General features: G+C 65.3%; 12 protein-coding genes. 4 read left to right on the top strand and 8 right to left on the bottom strand.

Annotated elements, in window-relative coordinates; genetic code table 11:
• Positions 1-20: 20 nt before the first annotated feature.
• The 5 genes from ACP7BV_RS20930 to ACP7BV_RS20910 all read right to left on the bottom strand — a co-directional run bounded on the left by ACP7BV_RS20930 (position 21) and on the right by ACP7BV_RS20910 (position 6111).
• A complete protein-coding gene (locus tag ACP7BV_RS20930) occupies positions 21-1922 on the bottom strand; it encodes an HAD-IIIC family phosphatase (RefSeq protein WP_426106537.1) in 1902 nt (633 codons plus the stop codon).
• Positions 1923-1985: 63 nt separating this feature from the next.
• Positions 1986-2237: an acyl carrier protein gene (locus ACP7BV_RS20925; RefSeq protein WP_426106536.1), complete on the bottom strand. Its 252-nt coding sequence runs from the start codon at positions 2235-2237 to the stop codon at positions 1986-1988.
• A gap of 131 nt (positions 2238-2368) precedes the next feature.
• Entirely contained in the window at positions 2369-3418 is a 1050-nt protein-coding gene (locus tag ACP7BV_RS20920; RefSeq protein WP_426106534.1) for a PEP-CTERM sorting domain-containing protein, read from the bottom strand.
• An 85-nt stretch (positions 3419-3503) separates the two neighbouring features.
• On the bottom strand, positions 3504-4766 hold the full coding sequence (locus tag ACP7BV_RS20915; RefSeq protein ID WP_426106533.1) for a sensor histidine kinase: 1263 nt from the start codon (positions 4764-4766) through the stop codon (positions 3504-3506).
• Positions 4756-6111 (bottom strand): sigma-54-dependent transcriptional regulator, encoded by a 1356-nt coding sequence (locus ACP7BV_RS20910; protein ID WP_426106532.1) that lies wholly within the window; start codon positions 6109-6111, stop codon positions 4756-4758. The genes ACP7BV_RS20915 and ACP7BV_RS20910 overlap by 11 nt, the downstream gene beginning before the upstream one ends.
• Positions 6112-6288: 177 nt before the next feature.
• On the opposite strand from ACP7BV_RS20910, the gene ACP7BV_RS20905 reads away from it, so the two are divergent.
• Genes ACP7BV_RS20905 through ACP7BV_RS20895 form a run of 3 tightly spaced genes read left to right on the top strand, consistent with a single transcriptional unit; the run spans position 6289 to position 10717 of the window.
• Positions 6289-7575, top strand: a complete 1287-nt coding sequence (locus ACP7BV_RS20905) for an efflux RND transporter periplasmic adaptor subunit (protein WP_426106531.1) — start codon at positions 6289-6291, stop codon at positions 7573-7575.
• A 17-nt stretch (positions 7576-7592) separates the two neighbouring features.
• Positions 7593-8273, top strand: coding sequence for an ABC transporter ATP-binding protein (locus ACP7BV_RS20900; RefSeq protein WP_426106529.1), 681 nt, complete (start codon positions 7593-7595; stop codon positions 8271-8273).
• Positions 8274-8284: 11 nt separating this feature from the next.
• Positions 8285-10717 carry an ABC transporter permease gene (locus tag ACP7BV_RS20895; protein ID WP_426106528.1) on the top strand — a complete coding sequence of 811 codons (2433 nt, stop codon included), beginning with the start codon at positions 8285-8287 and terminating at the stop codon, positions 10715-10717.
• A gap of 140 nt (positions 10718-10857) precedes the next feature.
• Here ACP7BV_RS20895 and ACP7BV_RS20890 read toward each other — a convergent pair whose 3' ends face one another.
• The 3 genes from ACP7BV_RS20890 to ACP7BV_RS20880 all read right to left on the bottom strand — a co-directional run bounded on the left by ACP7BV_RS20890 (position 10858) and on the right by ACP7BV_RS20880 (position 14433).
• A complete protein-coding gene (locus tag ACP7BV_RS20890) occupies positions 10858-11580 on the bottom strand; it encodes a hypothetical protein (protein ID WP_426106527.1) in 723 nt (240 codons plus the stop codon).
• Between the two features lie 411 nt (positions 11581-11991).
• The gene (locus tag ACP7BV_RS20885; protein WP_426106525.1) at positions 11992-12447 is read right to left on the bottom strand and encodes an FKBP-type peptidyl-prolyl cis-trans isomerase; all 456 of its coding nucleotides are present in this window, start codon (positions 12445-12447) and stop codon (positions 11992-11994) included.
• A gap of 108 nt (positions 12448-12555) precedes the next feature.
• Positions 12556-14433, bottom strand: a complete 1878-nt coding sequence (locus ACP7BV_RS20880) for a potassium transporter Kup (RefSeq protein ID WP_426106524.1) — start codon at positions 14431-14433, stop codon at positions 12556-12558.
• Between the two features lie 220 nt (positions 14434-14653).
• Between ACP7BV_RS20880 and rarD the strand changes: the two genes are divergently transcribed.
• Entirely contained in the window at positions 14654-15562 is a 909-nt protein-coding gene (gene rarD / locus ACP7BV_RS20875; RefSeq protein WP_426106607.1) for an EamA family transporter RarD, read from the top strand.
• The last annotated feature ends 108 nt before the right edge of the window (positions 15563-15670 follow it).

Below are 15670 nucleotides of genomic sequence, written 5' to 3'. Positions count from 1 at the left end.
GAAAGTGCGGGCCGCGCCCGTCAGTGCGCCAGCAAGGTGGGACCGAGGCGGATCTCGATGGGCGGCTGGAGTGGCTGGTAGGCGGCAAGTTCAAGCGCCCAGCGCGAACCCGTCTCGTTGCTGTCGGCCAGCGTGAAGCCGAGGCGCTGATAGTGCTCGCTGACCATCTGGTTGCGTTCGGTTCTCGCGTAGATGCCGATCAAGCGCTGCCCCCCGCGCGCCTGCGCAAGACCGGCCAGCGTGTCGAGCACGGCGTGTTCGACGCGCCGATTGAGCACCCGGCAGCTCATCAGCCAGGTGTCGATGTTCCAGTCATTGCCCTGGCAGCTGCAGATCACGATGCCGATCATGCCGTTGTCGCCGAACCGGTCGCGCAGCCGCACTTGCAGGCCAAGGCGGGCAGGATCGTCCTGGATCAGGGCCACATCGGCCTCGCTGTGGCGCACCGTGGTCAGGTTAAACTGGTTGGTCTTGTTGATCAGTTGCGCGATGCGGGCGCGGCCCACGTCGTCAAAGGCAGAAATCTCGGCCACCATTTCCAGCGAGCCCAGGTAGTCTTCCAGATTGCTGGCGTCGCCCAGTACGGCGCGGCGCACGGCGTTCGCCTCGTACTGTTTGGCGCGTTCGCTGTCCTCGGCGGTGAACTGGACGGTTTCAAAGTAACCGGCCGCCATCAAAATGCTGGCAAAGGCCTCGGGCTGTTCAGGCACTTCCGGTACCGCGACCATCGGCAGGGCCAGCCTGACCTGCTGGCGCTCGGCCGGATTGTCATCCAGGAAAACCAGCGCGTCCAAGCCAATATTCAAGGCCTCGGCGATGGCGCGCAGGTTGCTTGCCTTGTCTTGCCAGTTGGCCTGGAAGACGGCGATATGCTCTTCGCGCAACAGCATGTCCGGGTGTTCCTTGAATACGCGGCGCGCGACCGCCTCATCGTTCTTGGACGACACCGCCAGCACGATGCCGCGCGCGCGCAGGGCCAGCGCGGCAGCCTGAACGGCCAGGTAAGCTTCGCCCACCGGGTTGCCCTGGCCGAGCACGATATTGGCCATGCCATCGTCGCCGATGACGCCGCCCCACAAAGTGTTGTCCAAGTCGAGCACCAGGCATTTCCTGGCCTTGCCGCGGGCCGCCATCAGCAGGCGGCACAAGTGATCGGCATACAGGGGCAGCACGTCGTGGGAAAAGGCGAACTTTCCGGTGTACCACAAGGCGCAGTCATGCCAGTGCGACAGTCCCACGGCGTTGGCCAGATGGGCGACGTCGAACAGCAAGGTGCCGGCCATCGGCGTTTCGCGCAGCATGGTGTTGATGCGCTCGATGAGCCACGCGGCGGTGCCGGGCACGCGCATCTCAAAACTGCCGAACAGCGTCTCGGGCAATGCCGGCAGCGTCTGCACGATGACGGTGGCGCCGGCGGCGCTGCGCAAGCCTTCGACCAGTCCGGCGATCGTATCGAACGCGGCCTGAACAATGGCCTGGGCCTGTTCCGGCGCGCCTGGGCAAGGCAGCACGCCGAGCGCCCGGTGGTCCAGCGCGAGCAGCACGAAGTCGTTGCCGCGCGCATTGATGACCGAGGCCGGGTCGACTGCGTCCTGCACGTAGCTGCCGAAGTGGCCGGTTTGCACGTCGAGCCACAGGTCGTGGCGTGGGGCGGTGGCGCGCAGCGCCGGCGGCAACAGGTCGACCGTGCCATTCGACAGGATTGCCAGCTTTATCCAGGGCAAAGTTGGCGCATCTTCAGGCTGAGGAATGGCGCGCGCCAGGCTGTTTAATTGCGTCAGGTTCAGGCGCGCGGTGGCCAGGCGCCGCAGAGCGTTGGCATCGGCGTTGGCATCGGCCCCCGATGCAGCGCGCAGCGCCTGGACATCGCTGCGAAAAGAGGTGGATGGCGCAGCCAGCCAGGGAAGGTCGATCAGATTCATGTCGTGGGAAACTCTTGGCTAGCGCCACACAAGGACGCGTGGGTTCCGTGGGCAGGATGCAGCCTAGCGGGGGGCGTTTTTTTTCAAGATCAAGGCGGCAAGTTCGCCCAGGTTTTTGACGCCACCGATCTCGCTGGCGTTAAACCGCAGCTTGAATTCTTGCTCGATGGCGAGGAAAAAGCGGACATTGCCCATACTGTCCCACCCCTCCACCTGCGCGGCAGTCAGTTCAGGCGAGGCGACTATGGTGTCGTCATCGAATACGTCGCGCAAGATGTCGGTTAGTTGCGCGTAGAGAGCAGTATCGTTATTCATATGAGAAATAGCCTTCAGATGTGCATTTTTAGAGTTTTGATATTATGCTCAAATATTAGAATTTATGCAATTCCGCTCGCCTTCCCGCCACCACCATTGTGGACGTTTTGAGCAACGCCAGTGGCTGGCGTTTAACGGACCCGGCGCCAACCCAGCATCCCTAGTCCGATCAGCAACAACACGAAGGTTTCGGGTTCGGGCACCGCCGCCGCATCGAGCAGCACGGCGCCGCAAACGTCGCCGCGGCAGCCATAGGCCGCAATCTGACCGCTGTCGTTGATGCCGTTCGCCTGCAACAGCGTCCAGCCACCGGCCGGATCGATCAGCGCGTTCAAGTCCAGCATGGACACGCCATCCCACAGGTATGCGGCGGTATCGACGTCGCCGGCCAGTTGCGAATAGCCGACAATCTGCCCGCTGGCATTGATATCGTAGGCAAAACTTTCACCCCCGCCCAGCGTGCCCAGGTCATGCAGCATGCCGCCCTGGTACAAAAAAGCGTGGAACCGTCCCTGCACCCAGCCCTGCCCGGCGACCTGATCGAATTCATTGATGGCCGTCGCTTCGCTCAGGCTGGCGTCCGGAAAGGCGCCCAGGTCTTGCATCACGCCGTCCGCGTACAAAAACGCGTGCGCGTGAAAGGGCGCGTCGTCCAAGGCCGAAAAACCGACCACGTGGCCGGCACTGTTGACCGCGTTGGCGCCCGCGAAGCCGCCGCCCAGGTCGCCAATATCGGTCGTCACGCCGCCGATGGTCGAAAACGCGCCGCTCTCCTGCGCGAAATACTGCCCCACGACCTGCCCATTGCTGCTGATCCCCATCGCGTAACTGCCGCGCGCGCCGAAGATGTCGAGCGCCGTTGTCACGCCGCCGCTGTAGCGAAACGCCTGCACATCGCCATTGGCCCGGTCGCCATAGCCGGTCACGACGCCGCTGTCATTGATGGCCGTGGCCCGGCCAAAAGTCCCGCCCATATTGCCCAGTGTGACTAGGGTGCCGCCGGACCACAGGAAGCCGTCGCTGCCAAGCGCGCCGACCACCTGGCCACGGTTGTTCATGCCTAGCGGGGTGGTGCCCTCGGGCAGAGCGGTCACGGTATAGCGCGGCGCGGCGGCGGCGGGCAGCGCGGCGGCGAGCATGGGCGCCAGCAACAGCGCCAGCATAGTGTTTTTCGAAAGCATGGTCTGGTCCTTTGTCCCGTGGAGCATAAAGGATGTGCCATTCACCGCGCCGGCTTCTGCGCAAGATCAGCCGACGGCAACGTTGTCAAAATGTGATCACAAAGCGCGCGCCGGGGCCGATGGATTTGGCGTACCGCACGGTACCGCCATTACAATGAATCAACTGCCGCACCATCGCCAGGCCGATGCCGCCGCCCTGCTTTTTGGTCGTAAAAAAGGGCGTGAAAATATGCGCGATCAGCGCGTCCGGCACGCCCGGACCGTTGTCCACCACGTCGATGCGCAAGCGCGCGCCGCGGCCCAGGCGGGCGCTCACGTTCACGTGCGCCCCCGCTACCTGGGCCGTGGCCTCAAAGGCATTGCCAAGCAGGTTGATGAGCGCCTGTTCGAGCTGGCCGGCGTCCACCATCAGCACCAACGACGCCGGCTCGACCGAGAAGCTGGCGCTGCCGCCGCGCGCGCGCCAGGCGGGAGCCACCAGGATCGCCACCCGTTCGAACAGTTCGCTCAAGGCCAGCAGCTCGGCGCGCGCCGGCGGCACGTTCGACAGGCTGCGGTAACTGCCCACGAACTCGACCAGGCTGCCGGCGCGCCGGCTGATCGCGTCCAGCGCCACCGCCAGGTCGGTGTTGACGTCGGCCGGCAAGTGCTCGCGCAAGTCGTCCAGCAAATCGTAGGCGGTGCGCGAGAGCGAGGCCACGGGCGTGAGCGAATTCATGATTTCATGGGTCAGCACATGCACCAGCTGGCGCCACGCGTTCAGCGCCTCGGCTTCCAGCTCGCTCTCGACCGGCATCAGCGCGACCAGGCGCTGGGCGCTGCCGCGCACCGACAGCGCCGACACGGCCACCAGCGCGCGCTCGACGCCGCGCTCGGTGTCAAAGCCGATCATGCTGCGCCGGTCAACCGGTTGCGCGATCAGCTGGCGGTACAAGTCGTCCGGGTCGGTGGCGCGCCCGGGCGCAACCAGCCGGCGCGCATTGGCGTTGAGCGCGCAGACGAGCGCCGTCGCGCCCGGCGCCAGGTCAATCCGGAACAGGGCAATCGGGGCATGCTCCAGGCGCGCTTCGAGCGCGAGTGCATTGTCGAGCAGGGTTTGCTGCTCGAGCGCCAGCGCCGGCGATTTGCCGGCCGCGGGGCGAGCGCCGCGCGCGCCCAGCGCGGCCACCGCGCGCCAGGCCACCAGCGCCAGCGCCACGGCGGCCAGCATGCACAGCACCGCCAGCCGTGGCGAGTCGCGCAGCGCGCCGGCGCCGGCGGCCAGCGCCAGCGTGCCGGCCATCGCCAGCAGCACCAGCAGCACCAGCAGCAGCAGCGAGGGCGCCCTGAAGCCCCGCTCAGATGCCATGCTTGCCCAGCTTGCGGTACAGCGCCGCGCGGCTTACGCCCAGCATGCGCGCGGCCTGGCTGATGTTGCCGCAGCTTTGCGCGAGCGCTGCGGCAATCGTGTCGCGTTCCAGCGCGCCGAGCTTGAAGTCGTCCGCGCTTGCCGGCCGGCGCCCGCAGCCGGGCGCAGCGACGGGCGGCGCCGCGGCCAGGCCAAAATCGGCAAACACGTAGCCGGCGCCGGCGCCAAGAATCACCGCGCGCTCGCAGGCGTGGCGCAGTGCGCGCACATTGCCCGGCCACGCGTAGGCGCACAGCTGTTCGAGCACGCCCGCTTCCAACACGCGCGCGGCGCGCTCATACTGGCCTTCGTAGGCGGCCAGGTAGTGGCGCAGCAGCGCGGGAATGTCGTCGCGCCGTTCGCGCAGCGGCGGCACCCGGATCACAATGGTATTCAAGCGAAACAGCAAGTCGGGACGGAACACGGCCGGGTCGAACAGGCGTGCTTCGTCAAGGTTGGTGGCGCTGATCACGCGCACGTCGACCGCTTCGGCGCGGTCGGCCCCGACCGGCGTGACCGCGCGCCGCTCCAGCGCCGTGAGCAGCTTGGCCTGGCCGGCCAGCGGCATGTTGCCGATCTCGTCGAGGAACAGCGAACCGCCGCGCGCGGCCTGGAAGCGCCCGGCGCGGTCGGCCCGGGCGTCGGTGAAGGCGCCCTTGCGGTGGCCGAACAACTCGCTCTCGAAGGTCGATTCGGGCAGTGCGCCCATGTCCACTGCCATGAAGGTGGCGCCGGCCCGGCGCGACGCCTGGTGGATGGCGTGCGCGACGAGCTCCTTGCCGACGCCGTTTTCGCCCAGGATCATGACGTTCGCTTCGGTCGGCCCCACGCTCGCCACCATCGCCTTGACAGCGCGCATGGCGGCCGATTCGCCCATCAAGGGCGCAGTGGCGCCGGACGGGCGCGCCGCGCTGCGCCTTGCCAGCGCGCTGTCGACGGCGGCCACCAGGCGCGCGTTGTCCCACGGTTTGGTAATGAAATCGCTGGCGCCGCGCTGAAGCGCAATAACTGCCAGTGGAATGTCGGCATAGGCCGTCAACGCAATGACCGCCGGCGCATTGGCCTGCGCGCGCAGCAGGTCGAGCGTGGCCAGGCCCTCGGCGCCGTCAATCCGCCCCGGCGTGAAGTTCAGGTCGAGCAGCACCACGTCGGGCATGCGCGCCGCCAGCAGCGCCGGCAGGCCGGCCGGGCCGTCCAGCGTGGCGACGGTGCCGTGCCGCCGGCGCAGCAGCATCTGCGCGGCGCAGGCAACGTCGGCGTCGTCGTCGAGGATCAGGATGTAGGCGGCGTCGGCCATCGCAGGCATGGGTTAGAGAAGCGGGATTGCGCCGGTATTCTAGCAGCAGCGGCCGGCGCCGCGACCGGCAAGATGGGACTGTCCGCTTGTGAACAAGTGCACCTGTTCACAAGCGGACAGTTGTGCCTGAAAACGCACCCAAGCCCTTGAATTTTGCCATGGCACGGCCCTTGCATTGCCAGCGGCATGGACAGACTACCCCCACAACACGCCAACAGCGGCGCCGCCATGGACCGGAACATCCCGCGCCGGCGCGGCAAGCGCTACGCCGTCATCGGCAGCGCCATCGTTTCCGTGGCCATCGCCGGCGCCATCTTGTGGAGCCTGCTGCCGCGCGGCCTGCAAGTGGCCGGCCAGGATGCGCGTATCGCCGCCGTCGAAAAAGGTGTGTTCCGCGACGATATCGTGGTGCGCGCGACCGCCGAGCCGCTTAATTCCGTGATCCTCGACTCGGTCGAATCGGGCCGGGTCGAGGAAGTCGTGGCCCGCGACGGCGCCATGGTCGCCAAGGGCGAACTGCTGTTTCGCCTGTCGAACCCGCAGCGCAACCTGGAGTTGCTGGCGCGCCAGGCCGAACACGCGCAGCAGATTTCCAACCTGTCGAACCTGCGCCTGGCCCAGGAAGCGAGCCAGAGCGAACACCGGCGCCGCCTGTCCGAGCTTGAATTCGCGCTGGCGCAGGGCGACAAGCAGCACGCGCGCAATCTCAAGCTTGCCGCCGATGGCTTCATTTCCAGCGTTGCGCTGGAAGAGTCGCACGACCGCGTGGCCCAGCAACGCCATGCGGTGGCGCTTGAGCGCGAGGCCAGCAGCGCCGAAGTCAAGGTCAAGCGCGACGCGCTGGCGCAGCTTGAAAAAGCCACCCGGGAACTTAGTTCCGGGCTGGCGCTGGTGGGCGCCACCGTCGAAGCGCTGGCCGTGCGCGCACCCGGAGCCGGCATGCTCACCGGCTTTCGCCTGCAGGTCGGCCAGACCGTCCAGACCGACCAGCACATCGGCCGCATTGACGACCCGAATCGCTTCAAGCTGGCCGCGCAGGTGGACGAGTTTTACCTGAACCGGGTCGCCGTCGGACGCCAGGGCACGGTCAGGCAGGGCGACGCCACCTGGCCGGTCACGGTCAGCACCATCTACCCGCAGATCAAGGAAGGCCGCTTCACGGTGGAGATGGTGTTTGCCAAGGGCCAGCCGGGCGTGCTCAGTCCCGGCCAGAGCCTGGACGCGCAGATCACGCTGGGGGAACCGGCCGGGGCGCTGCTGCTGCCCAACGGTGCCTTTGTCAACGACACCGGCGGCGCCTGGGTGTTTGTGCTGGCCGCCAATGGGCAGGACGCGCAGCGCCGCAACGTGCGCCTGGGCCGGCGCAGCAACAGCCAGATTGAAATTTTGTCGGGTCTCGCGCCCGGCGACCAGGTCATCGTGTCAAGCTACGCCGCCTACGGCAAGGCTGAACGCCTGCAACTTACCAAATAAACCAAAGGACCATCAGCATGCTCAAACTTGTAGGCGTTTCCAAAATCCACGTGGCAGGCGAAGTGCAGACCACGGCGCTCGACTGCATCGACCTCGAGATCGATGCCGGCGAATATGTCGCCATTACCGGGCCTTCCGGCTGCGGAAAATCGACCCTGCTCAGCCTGTTAGGCTTGCTGGATGTACCCAACAGCGGCGAATATTGGTTCGAAGGCCAGAACGTGGCCGGCTGGAGCGAAGCGAAACTGAACCTGCTGCGGCGCGGCCGCGTGGGCTTCATTTTCCAGAGCTTTAACCTGATCGAGGAACTGACCGTGTTCGAGAACGTTGAACTGGCGCTCGAATACACCGGCACCCCGGCCGCCGAACGGCGCGACCGCGTGCGCGCCATGCTGGAAAAACTCGGCATCGCGCACCGCGCCGAGCACCGCCCGTCGCAGCTGTCGGGCGGCCAGCAGCAGCGCGTGGCGATCGCGCGCGCGCTGGTGGCCGGTCCCGCCATGCTGCTGGCCGATGAACCGACCGGCAACCTGGACACCGCGCACGGCGACGAAGTCATGCGATTGCTGCGCACCATCAACGCCGAAGGCACCACCGTGGTGATGGTGACCCACTCGCCATCGCACGCGGCGCAAGCCTCGCGCACGCTGCACCTGCTCGACGGGCGCATCATAGTCGACGCGCTGCGCGCGGCGTAAAAAGGCGCGCCGTGACGCTGCATGATTTTAAAATTGGCTGGCGATTGCTGCTGGCCGAACCGGTCTACTCGGCCGTTGTGAGCGCGGGCCTGGCGGTCGGCTTTGCGGTCTGCTTCCTGCTGCTTGCCTACGTGCGTTACTGCTACTCCTACGACAGCGCGGTGCCCGACGCCGCCCAGGTGCACATCATGCAGCACCGTATCAATCTGTTCCCCACGCCCGTGTGGCGCGAGCCGATGCCGTTGCCGGCGGCCGCCAGCGCGCTGCGCAGCGGCATGACCAGCCAGGTCAGCGTCGCCGTGCCGCTCGACGTGGTGTTCGACGCATTGTTCGACAACTCGGCCAAAGGCGCGCGCAGGCAGCGCGGCGAAGCGATCCTGGTCGACGCGTCCTTTCCCGCCATGTTCGGCGTGGCCGCGCTCGAGGGCGACCTGGCCGCGGCGCTGGCGCGGCCGGACGCCGTCGCCCTCACCGTCGCGCAAGCGCAGGCCGTCCTTGGCAGCGCGGCTGGCGTGGTGGGCAAGGTCATCCGCATCAACGGCCTGCCCTATCGCGTGCTGGCGCTGTTGCCCGATCCCCCCTCCAACACCACCCTGCCCTACCGCACGCTGGCCGGCACCGCCAGCGCCTTGTGGCCACAAAAAAAGCGCGACGCCATGCTCCACGCCTGGACCGGCACCGGCGGCAAAATCTATGTGCGCCTGAGAGCGGGCAGCAGCGCCGCCGACCTGCAAGGCTTTCTACAGGGCGAATTCGACCGCTCTGCCTGGGCCAGCATGGTCGGGCAAGATGAACTGAAACGCATGGGCCATGTGGCCGAGGTGCGCCTGCGCCCGGTGCGCGAGAGCTACTTCGACGCCGGCATGGCGCAAGGCAGGCTGGACGGACCGCATGGCGAGCGCCGTATCGTGCTGGCGCTGGGCGCGGTGGCGCTCCTGATCCTGGCGCTGGCAAGCGCCAACTACATCAACCTGGCCACGGTGCGCACGCTGCGGCGCGACCGCGAGATCGGCATGCGCAAAATGCTCGGCGCCGGCGCCTGGCGCCTGACCGGCTTGTTTTTGGCCGAATCGGTGGTGGTGGCGCTGCTCTCCGGCGCCCTCGGTCTGCTGCTGGCGTGGCTGCTGCTGCCGCTGTTTTCGGCACTGGTCGACCGCGACCTCGGCGGCGCCCTGGGCCTGGGCGCCTGCGCGGGGGCGCTGGCGCTGGCCCTGGGCATTGGCCTGGCCAGCGGCGCCTATCCCGCCTGCATTGCCCTGCGCCTGCGCCCGGTCGATGCGCTGGCCGGGCGCGGCAACGCCGAAAACCGGCGCGGCCTGTGGCTGCGCCGGTCGCTCAGCGTGCTGCAGTTTGGCGCCGCCATCGCCTTAAGCAGCAGTGCCGTGGCGATCGCGTGGCAAGCCTCGTTCGCCGCCGCCATGGATCCCGGTTTCGATCCGCTGCCGCTGCACGTGGCGCGCCTTCCCGACGACGCCACCGCCCCTCAGCGCCTGGCAATGCGCGAAGCGCTGGCGCGCCTGAGCGGCGTGGAGGGCGTGGCCGCAACGTCCTCGCCGATCGGCGCGACCGGCGTCATGAAGTGGGCCGGCGCCATCAAGGTGGGCGCAGGGCGCGAAGTGCCGATGCGCTTCCAGCCGGTCAGCACCGGCTTTTTCAAGGTGTTCGGCGTGAAGCCGCTGCACGGCCGGGTGTTCGATCCGGCCATCGACCAGCCGTCCGAACCCGGCACCGGGAACGTCGTCATCAGCCTCGCTGCGGTGCGCGCACTGGGCTTTGCATCGGCGCAGGAGGCGCTTGGCCAGGGCCTGGACGGGGGCAAGATGCGCATCATCGGCGTGGTGCCTGAAGTGCGCGACCAGACGCTGCGCGACGCGGCCGAGCCGATGATTTATCCGATGTCGCTGCCGGACGCCGAACAGGCGCTGACGATCCGCTCGCGCTTGAGCAGCGCGGCGCTGGCGGCGCTCATTGAGCCGCTGTGGCGGCGCCAGTTTCCAAACGAATTGTTCGCGCTGCGGCGCGCGGCCAGCTATTTCGAGGAAGGCTACGCCGACGACGTGCGCCTGGCCAAGCTGCTGGGCGCGGCCAGCGTGGTGGCGCTGCTGATCGCCGCGTTCGGGATCTACGTGCTGGCAGCTTACAGCGTGCAGCGACGCGCACGCGAGATCGTGCTGCGCAAGCTGCATGGCGCCAGCCGCAGCGCCATTGCGCGCTTGCTGGGCAAGCAATATGCGGCGCTGATCGGCGCTGGGGCGCTGCTCGGTTTGCCGCTGGCCGCGGTGGTCATGCAGCGCTACCTGGCAGGCTTTGTCGAGCGCGCGCCAATGGGCTGGTGGCCGCTGGCCGGCGCGCTGGCGTTTGCCGCACTGATGGCGCTGGCGGCCACCACGCGCCACACGCTGGCGGCGATGCGGATCGCCCCGGCGCTGGCGCTGCGTGCATAACCTATCGGATGAACTCGTTTTTCACGTCACGTTCGATCTGCCGGGACCTGGCCGCTTGGTCGCCAACCGTCGCGATCGCTGCCGAAAAGGTCCGGCGTCAATGAGTCGTCACCGTCGTCATAGCTTACGAAACATTTTGGCTAAAAGACAAAACCGGCGCAAAGCCCTGCCCAGCCGCCGAAGGCGCCGGTGGCAAAGCACGCGCCCACAAAAATGTAATAGAACCAGGAACATCCGAACCAGATCAGGCACACGATAACAAGGGCAACGGCAATGACGAGAATGATTGCGATAACGATCCACTGCCATGTTTCAATCGGCGAATGAGGCTTTCGGCCCCAGTCTTCTCCCTCCTGCAAGGCGGCTTCGAGTTCCTGGCAACGAGTGTCGATCGTACCAAGCAGTGCTGCAAAGCCACGGTCACGCAAGGTGCTCACCGTGGCGTCCCAGATGCCTAGCCCTTCAAGCGCGTCCTGGGCAGGCAGGCCCGATTCGCGTAAGGAATTGACGAACATGTCGCGCACCCCGCGCAGAGCGCCGTCGGTCGCGTCCCGATTCCTCGCGTGCCACTGGGCCGCCGCCTCCCGCTCATTACTTTTTTTTGCCATCTCCACCGACAGGGCAGTCACGCACCTGCGCGCCTGGTCCATTTCTCGCTGAACGCTGAGGCGATCGGCAGAGCCGCCATCGATGCCCAGCGCCGCAGAGAGTTCGTCACGCTTGAGGGCCTCATGCCCCCTATGGATGAAGCGGCCAATTTCCCTTACGATCAGTAGCGGTCGTCTCAGATCCGCCTGGTCGAGCAATTCCCTTGTCTGAGACGGTAGCTCATCGAGCGTCTTGTGGCAGTTGCATGCATGCATGGCGATTCCTTGTTATGAGTCTGTTAAAAGGAGGTTGTCCTACTTTGTCAGACACTCATTTTTGGCGGAGTTCACCAGAACTACTGGAAGAAGCTGTAAAGCTTGTTCCAGCGCAAGGACGGGGCGGGGGGCGGGGCGCTGCGCGCGCGGGTTGGTGCGCAGCAAGGCCGGGATGTGCCGGTCGCCGATCTCGCTGTGACGATCGAACAAGCGCACCAGAACCCGGCTGCCGATCTTTGCCGGTCGCGCCGCGTAGCTGCTATGGTTTGTCGAGCGCGCGCCAATGGCCTGGTGGCCGCTGGCCGGCGCGCTGGCGTTTGCCGCACTGGTGGCGCTGGCGGCCACCACGCGCCACACGCTGGCGGCGATGCGGATCGCCCCGGCGCTGGCGCTGCGTGCTTGACGCGATGCTTACTGGACTTCGACCAGCTCCAGGTCAAACACCAGGCCGGAGTTGGCCGGGATCTTGGCGCTGGCGGTGGCGCCGTAAGCCAGGCTGGCCGGAATCATCACGGTGCGCTTGCCGCCCACTTTCATGCCGGTGACGCCCTGGTCGAAGCCGGCGATCACGCCGCCGGCGCCCGTTTTACCGACTAGATACTGGTACGGGACACCGCCGATTGAGGTTTCGAACTGGGTGCCCTTGAAGGACGCGACGGTGGTGTTGTACAGGTAGCCGGTGTAATGGACTTTGACCGTCTTGCCGGGAACTGCGATGGCGCCGCTGCCCACCAGGGTATCGTTGGTGGAGAGCGTGGCAGGACTAAATACGGTAGGGGCCGCCGGGGCCGGATCCGAACCGCCGCCGCACGCGGCCAGGGTGGCGACGGCGAGCATGGCGGCGATCAGGGAAAGCTTGAATTTCATGGGTGTCCTTGGATGGATGGCTGCGAAGGGGTGGCTGTAAAGCGAGCGCCTGGGCAGTGTACCCATGAACCACTCCCCTGGCTACGCGCAGTGTGTATAAGCTTTGTCTCAAATTTCTACCTGGGTTCCCAGTTCGATGACGCGGTTGGTCGGGATCTGGTAGTAGTCGGCCGCGCCCCTGGCATTGCGCGACATGGCCACGTACACGTGCTCGCGCCACGGCGCCATGCCCGCGCCCGGCGTCGAGATGACGGTCTGGCGCGCGATGAAGAACGAGGTGTCGAGCATCTCGAACACCAGGCCGTCCTTCTCGCAATACGACAGTACCTTGGGAATGTCCGGCTCGTCCTTGAAACCGTAGAAGACGTTGATCTGGTAGCAGTTGTGACCCAGCGTGACGACCTTGGTCTGCTCGGCCGGCGCGACCCACGGCTCTTCGACCATGTGCACCGTCAGGAACACCACGCGCTCATGGAGCACCTTGTTGTGCGAAAGGTTATGCAGCATGGCATGCGGTACGCCGTCGCTCTCGCCGCGCAGGAAAATGGCGGTGCCGTAGACGCGCGTGGGCGGGGCCACGAACAGCGACTGCAGGAATTCTTCAAGCGGAATGGCGTGCTTTTGCAGGTTCTCGAACACCAGCTGGCGCCCGCGCTTCCACGTCATCATCGCGGTAAACAGGATGGCGCCGAGCAGCAGCGGGAACCAGCCGCCGTGGAACAGCTTGAGCGAAGTCGACGAGAACAGCGCAATGTCCATAATCATGAAAAACCCGGTCGCGCCAAAGCACAGCGCCAGCGGCAGGTTCCAGCGGTAGCGCGTAACGAAAAACGTCAGGACCGTGGTGCAGAACATGGTTGCGGTGACCGCGATGCCGTAGGCGCCGGCCAGATTGTCCGATGACTGGAAAATGAGCACGGCCAGCAGCACGATCGACAATTGCAGCCAGTTGACGGCCGGGATGTAGATCTGGCCGATTTCGCTTTCCGACGTGTGCAGCACGCGCATGCGCGGCAACAGGCCCAGCGCGATGGCTTGCTTGGTCATCGAAAAGGTGCCCGAGATGGTTGCCTGCGAGGCGATCACGGCTGCCATGGTGGAAAGCACGACCAGCGGATAGATGGCCCAGCCGCCGACCTGGTTGAAGAAGGGGTTGCTGATGGCGGCCGGGTCGTTGATCAGCAAGGCGCCCTGGCCCAGGTAATTGAGCGCCAGCGCGGGAAAGGCGACCATGAACCAGGCGGCGCGGATCGGTTTTTTGCCAAAGTGACCCATGTCGGCATACAGCGCTTCGGCGCCGGTGATGGCCAGCACGACGGCGCCCAGCGCAACAAAGGCAGTGAATTTATTTTCAATCATGAAGCGCAAGGCATGCCACGGATTGAGGGCGGCGACGATCTGCGGCGCCTTGATGATATGCATCACCCCCATCACGGCCAGCGCGATGAACCAGATCAGCATGACCGGGCCGAACCAGCGGCCAATGCCGGCCGTGCCGCGCCGCTGCAAGGAATAGAGCGCGATCAGCACGGCGATGGTGATTGGCACCACGTACGATTTCATGCCCGGCGCGGCCACTTCCAGACCCTCGATCGCGCCGAGCACGGAAATGGCCGGCGTGATCACGCTGTCGCCGTAAAACATGGTGGCCCCAAAGACGCCGACCACCATCAACGGCAGATACCAGCTCGAGTTCTTGGTCACCGAATTCAAGGCCAGCGCCATCAGTGCCATGATGCCGCCCTCGCCGCGGTTGTCGGCCCGCAGTACCAGCGTGACGTATTTGAGCGACACGATCAGCGTCAGCGCCCAGAAAATAAGGGAAATCACGCCCAGCAGATTGGGCGTATTGAGCGCCAGGCCATGTTCGGGATCGAAAATGGCTTTCAGCGTGTAGAGCGGGCTGGTGCCGATGTCGCCATAGACGATGCCGACGGCGGACAAGGTCATCGCCGCCAGGCTGCTTTTCTTGTGTTCAGAGGTCAAGGTCGCACCATATGCTAGTTTTGGTGCGTTGCACAATAGAATAGGGCAAGCTAAAAAGCAAGCGCAATTCCGTTGCGTTAACGACACCAGTTGGTCCAGTGGGATAAATAATGTCAGGACTTTACCACTTTCATTGGGGAAGTCCCATTTCCAGGAGACGCCAGCAAAGCGCGTGCAAAGAGGCCATAATGTTTGTCCAATGAATGATTGAATGCTTATCATGCGCACCGGCGTCATCTCTGCTGGCCTGGCGTTTCTCTGCTGGGGCCTGTTTCCACTGTATTTTCACGCCATCAGCGACGTTTCGCCGCTGCAAATCCTGATCCACCGCGTGCTGTGGTCGCTGTTGTTTTTGACCATCATCCTGACCGTGCGCCACCAGTGGAAGTGGCTGGGCGAACTGCGCCGCGCGCCGCGCGTCATGGCCAGCTTTGCCGTCAGCTCGGTGCTGCTGAGCGGCAACTGGCTGTTGTATATCTGGGCCGTCAACAATGGCCACGTGATCGACGCCAGCCTGGGCTACTTCATCAATCCCCTGGTCAACGTCATGCTCGGCTATTTGGTGCTCAAGGAGCGCCTGCGCAAGGGACAGTGGGCGGCCATCGGCATCGCTGCCCTCGGCGTGCTGTGGCTGACCTGGCAGGCGGGCCACATGCCGTGGATTGCGCTGGCGCTGGCAGCGTCGTTCGGCGGCTACGGACTGATGCGCAAAACGGCCAAGCTCGGTGCGCTGGAGGGCTTGTCGTTTGAAACCATGGTCTTGTTTCCGTTCGCGCTGGCCTACCTGGTGTGGCTGACGCTGCACGACCAGAACAGTTTTATCACGACCACGTCGAACACCACACGCTGGTTGCTGGTGGCGTCAGGGCCCATTACGGCGATCCCGCTGCTGTTGTTTGCCTCGGGCGCGCGCAAGATTCCCCTGTCGGTGCTGGGTCTGCTGCAGTATATCGGGCCGACCATCCAGCTAAGCCTGGGAATTTTCATGTTCCACGAAGCTTTTACCGCGGCGCGGCTGGTCGGCTTTGCGCTGATCTGGGGCGCGCTGGCGCTGTATGCGTCAGAGGGGCTCTTGATGGGCAGGCGCAAGGCGCCGCAGCTGCAGCCGGTCGCTGAAACGGCGCGCTGAAAAGGCCGTTGCAATCGTTGAATTTGATCGCGCTAGTGTAGTGCGTCATAAATAATAAGACTTATTATATATATGCATGTATCCTTGTCATATGGAGGGGAAATCATG

The organism is Massilia sp. TSP1-1-2 (assembly GCF_049896185.1).
In the GTDB taxonomy this organism is placed as follows: Bacteria; Pseudomonadota; Gammaproteobacteria; order Burkholderiales; family Burkholderiaceae_D; genus Telluria_A.
Note: the sequence above shows the minus strand (reverse complement) of the source record. Positions and strands in the feature narration are given on the sequence as shown.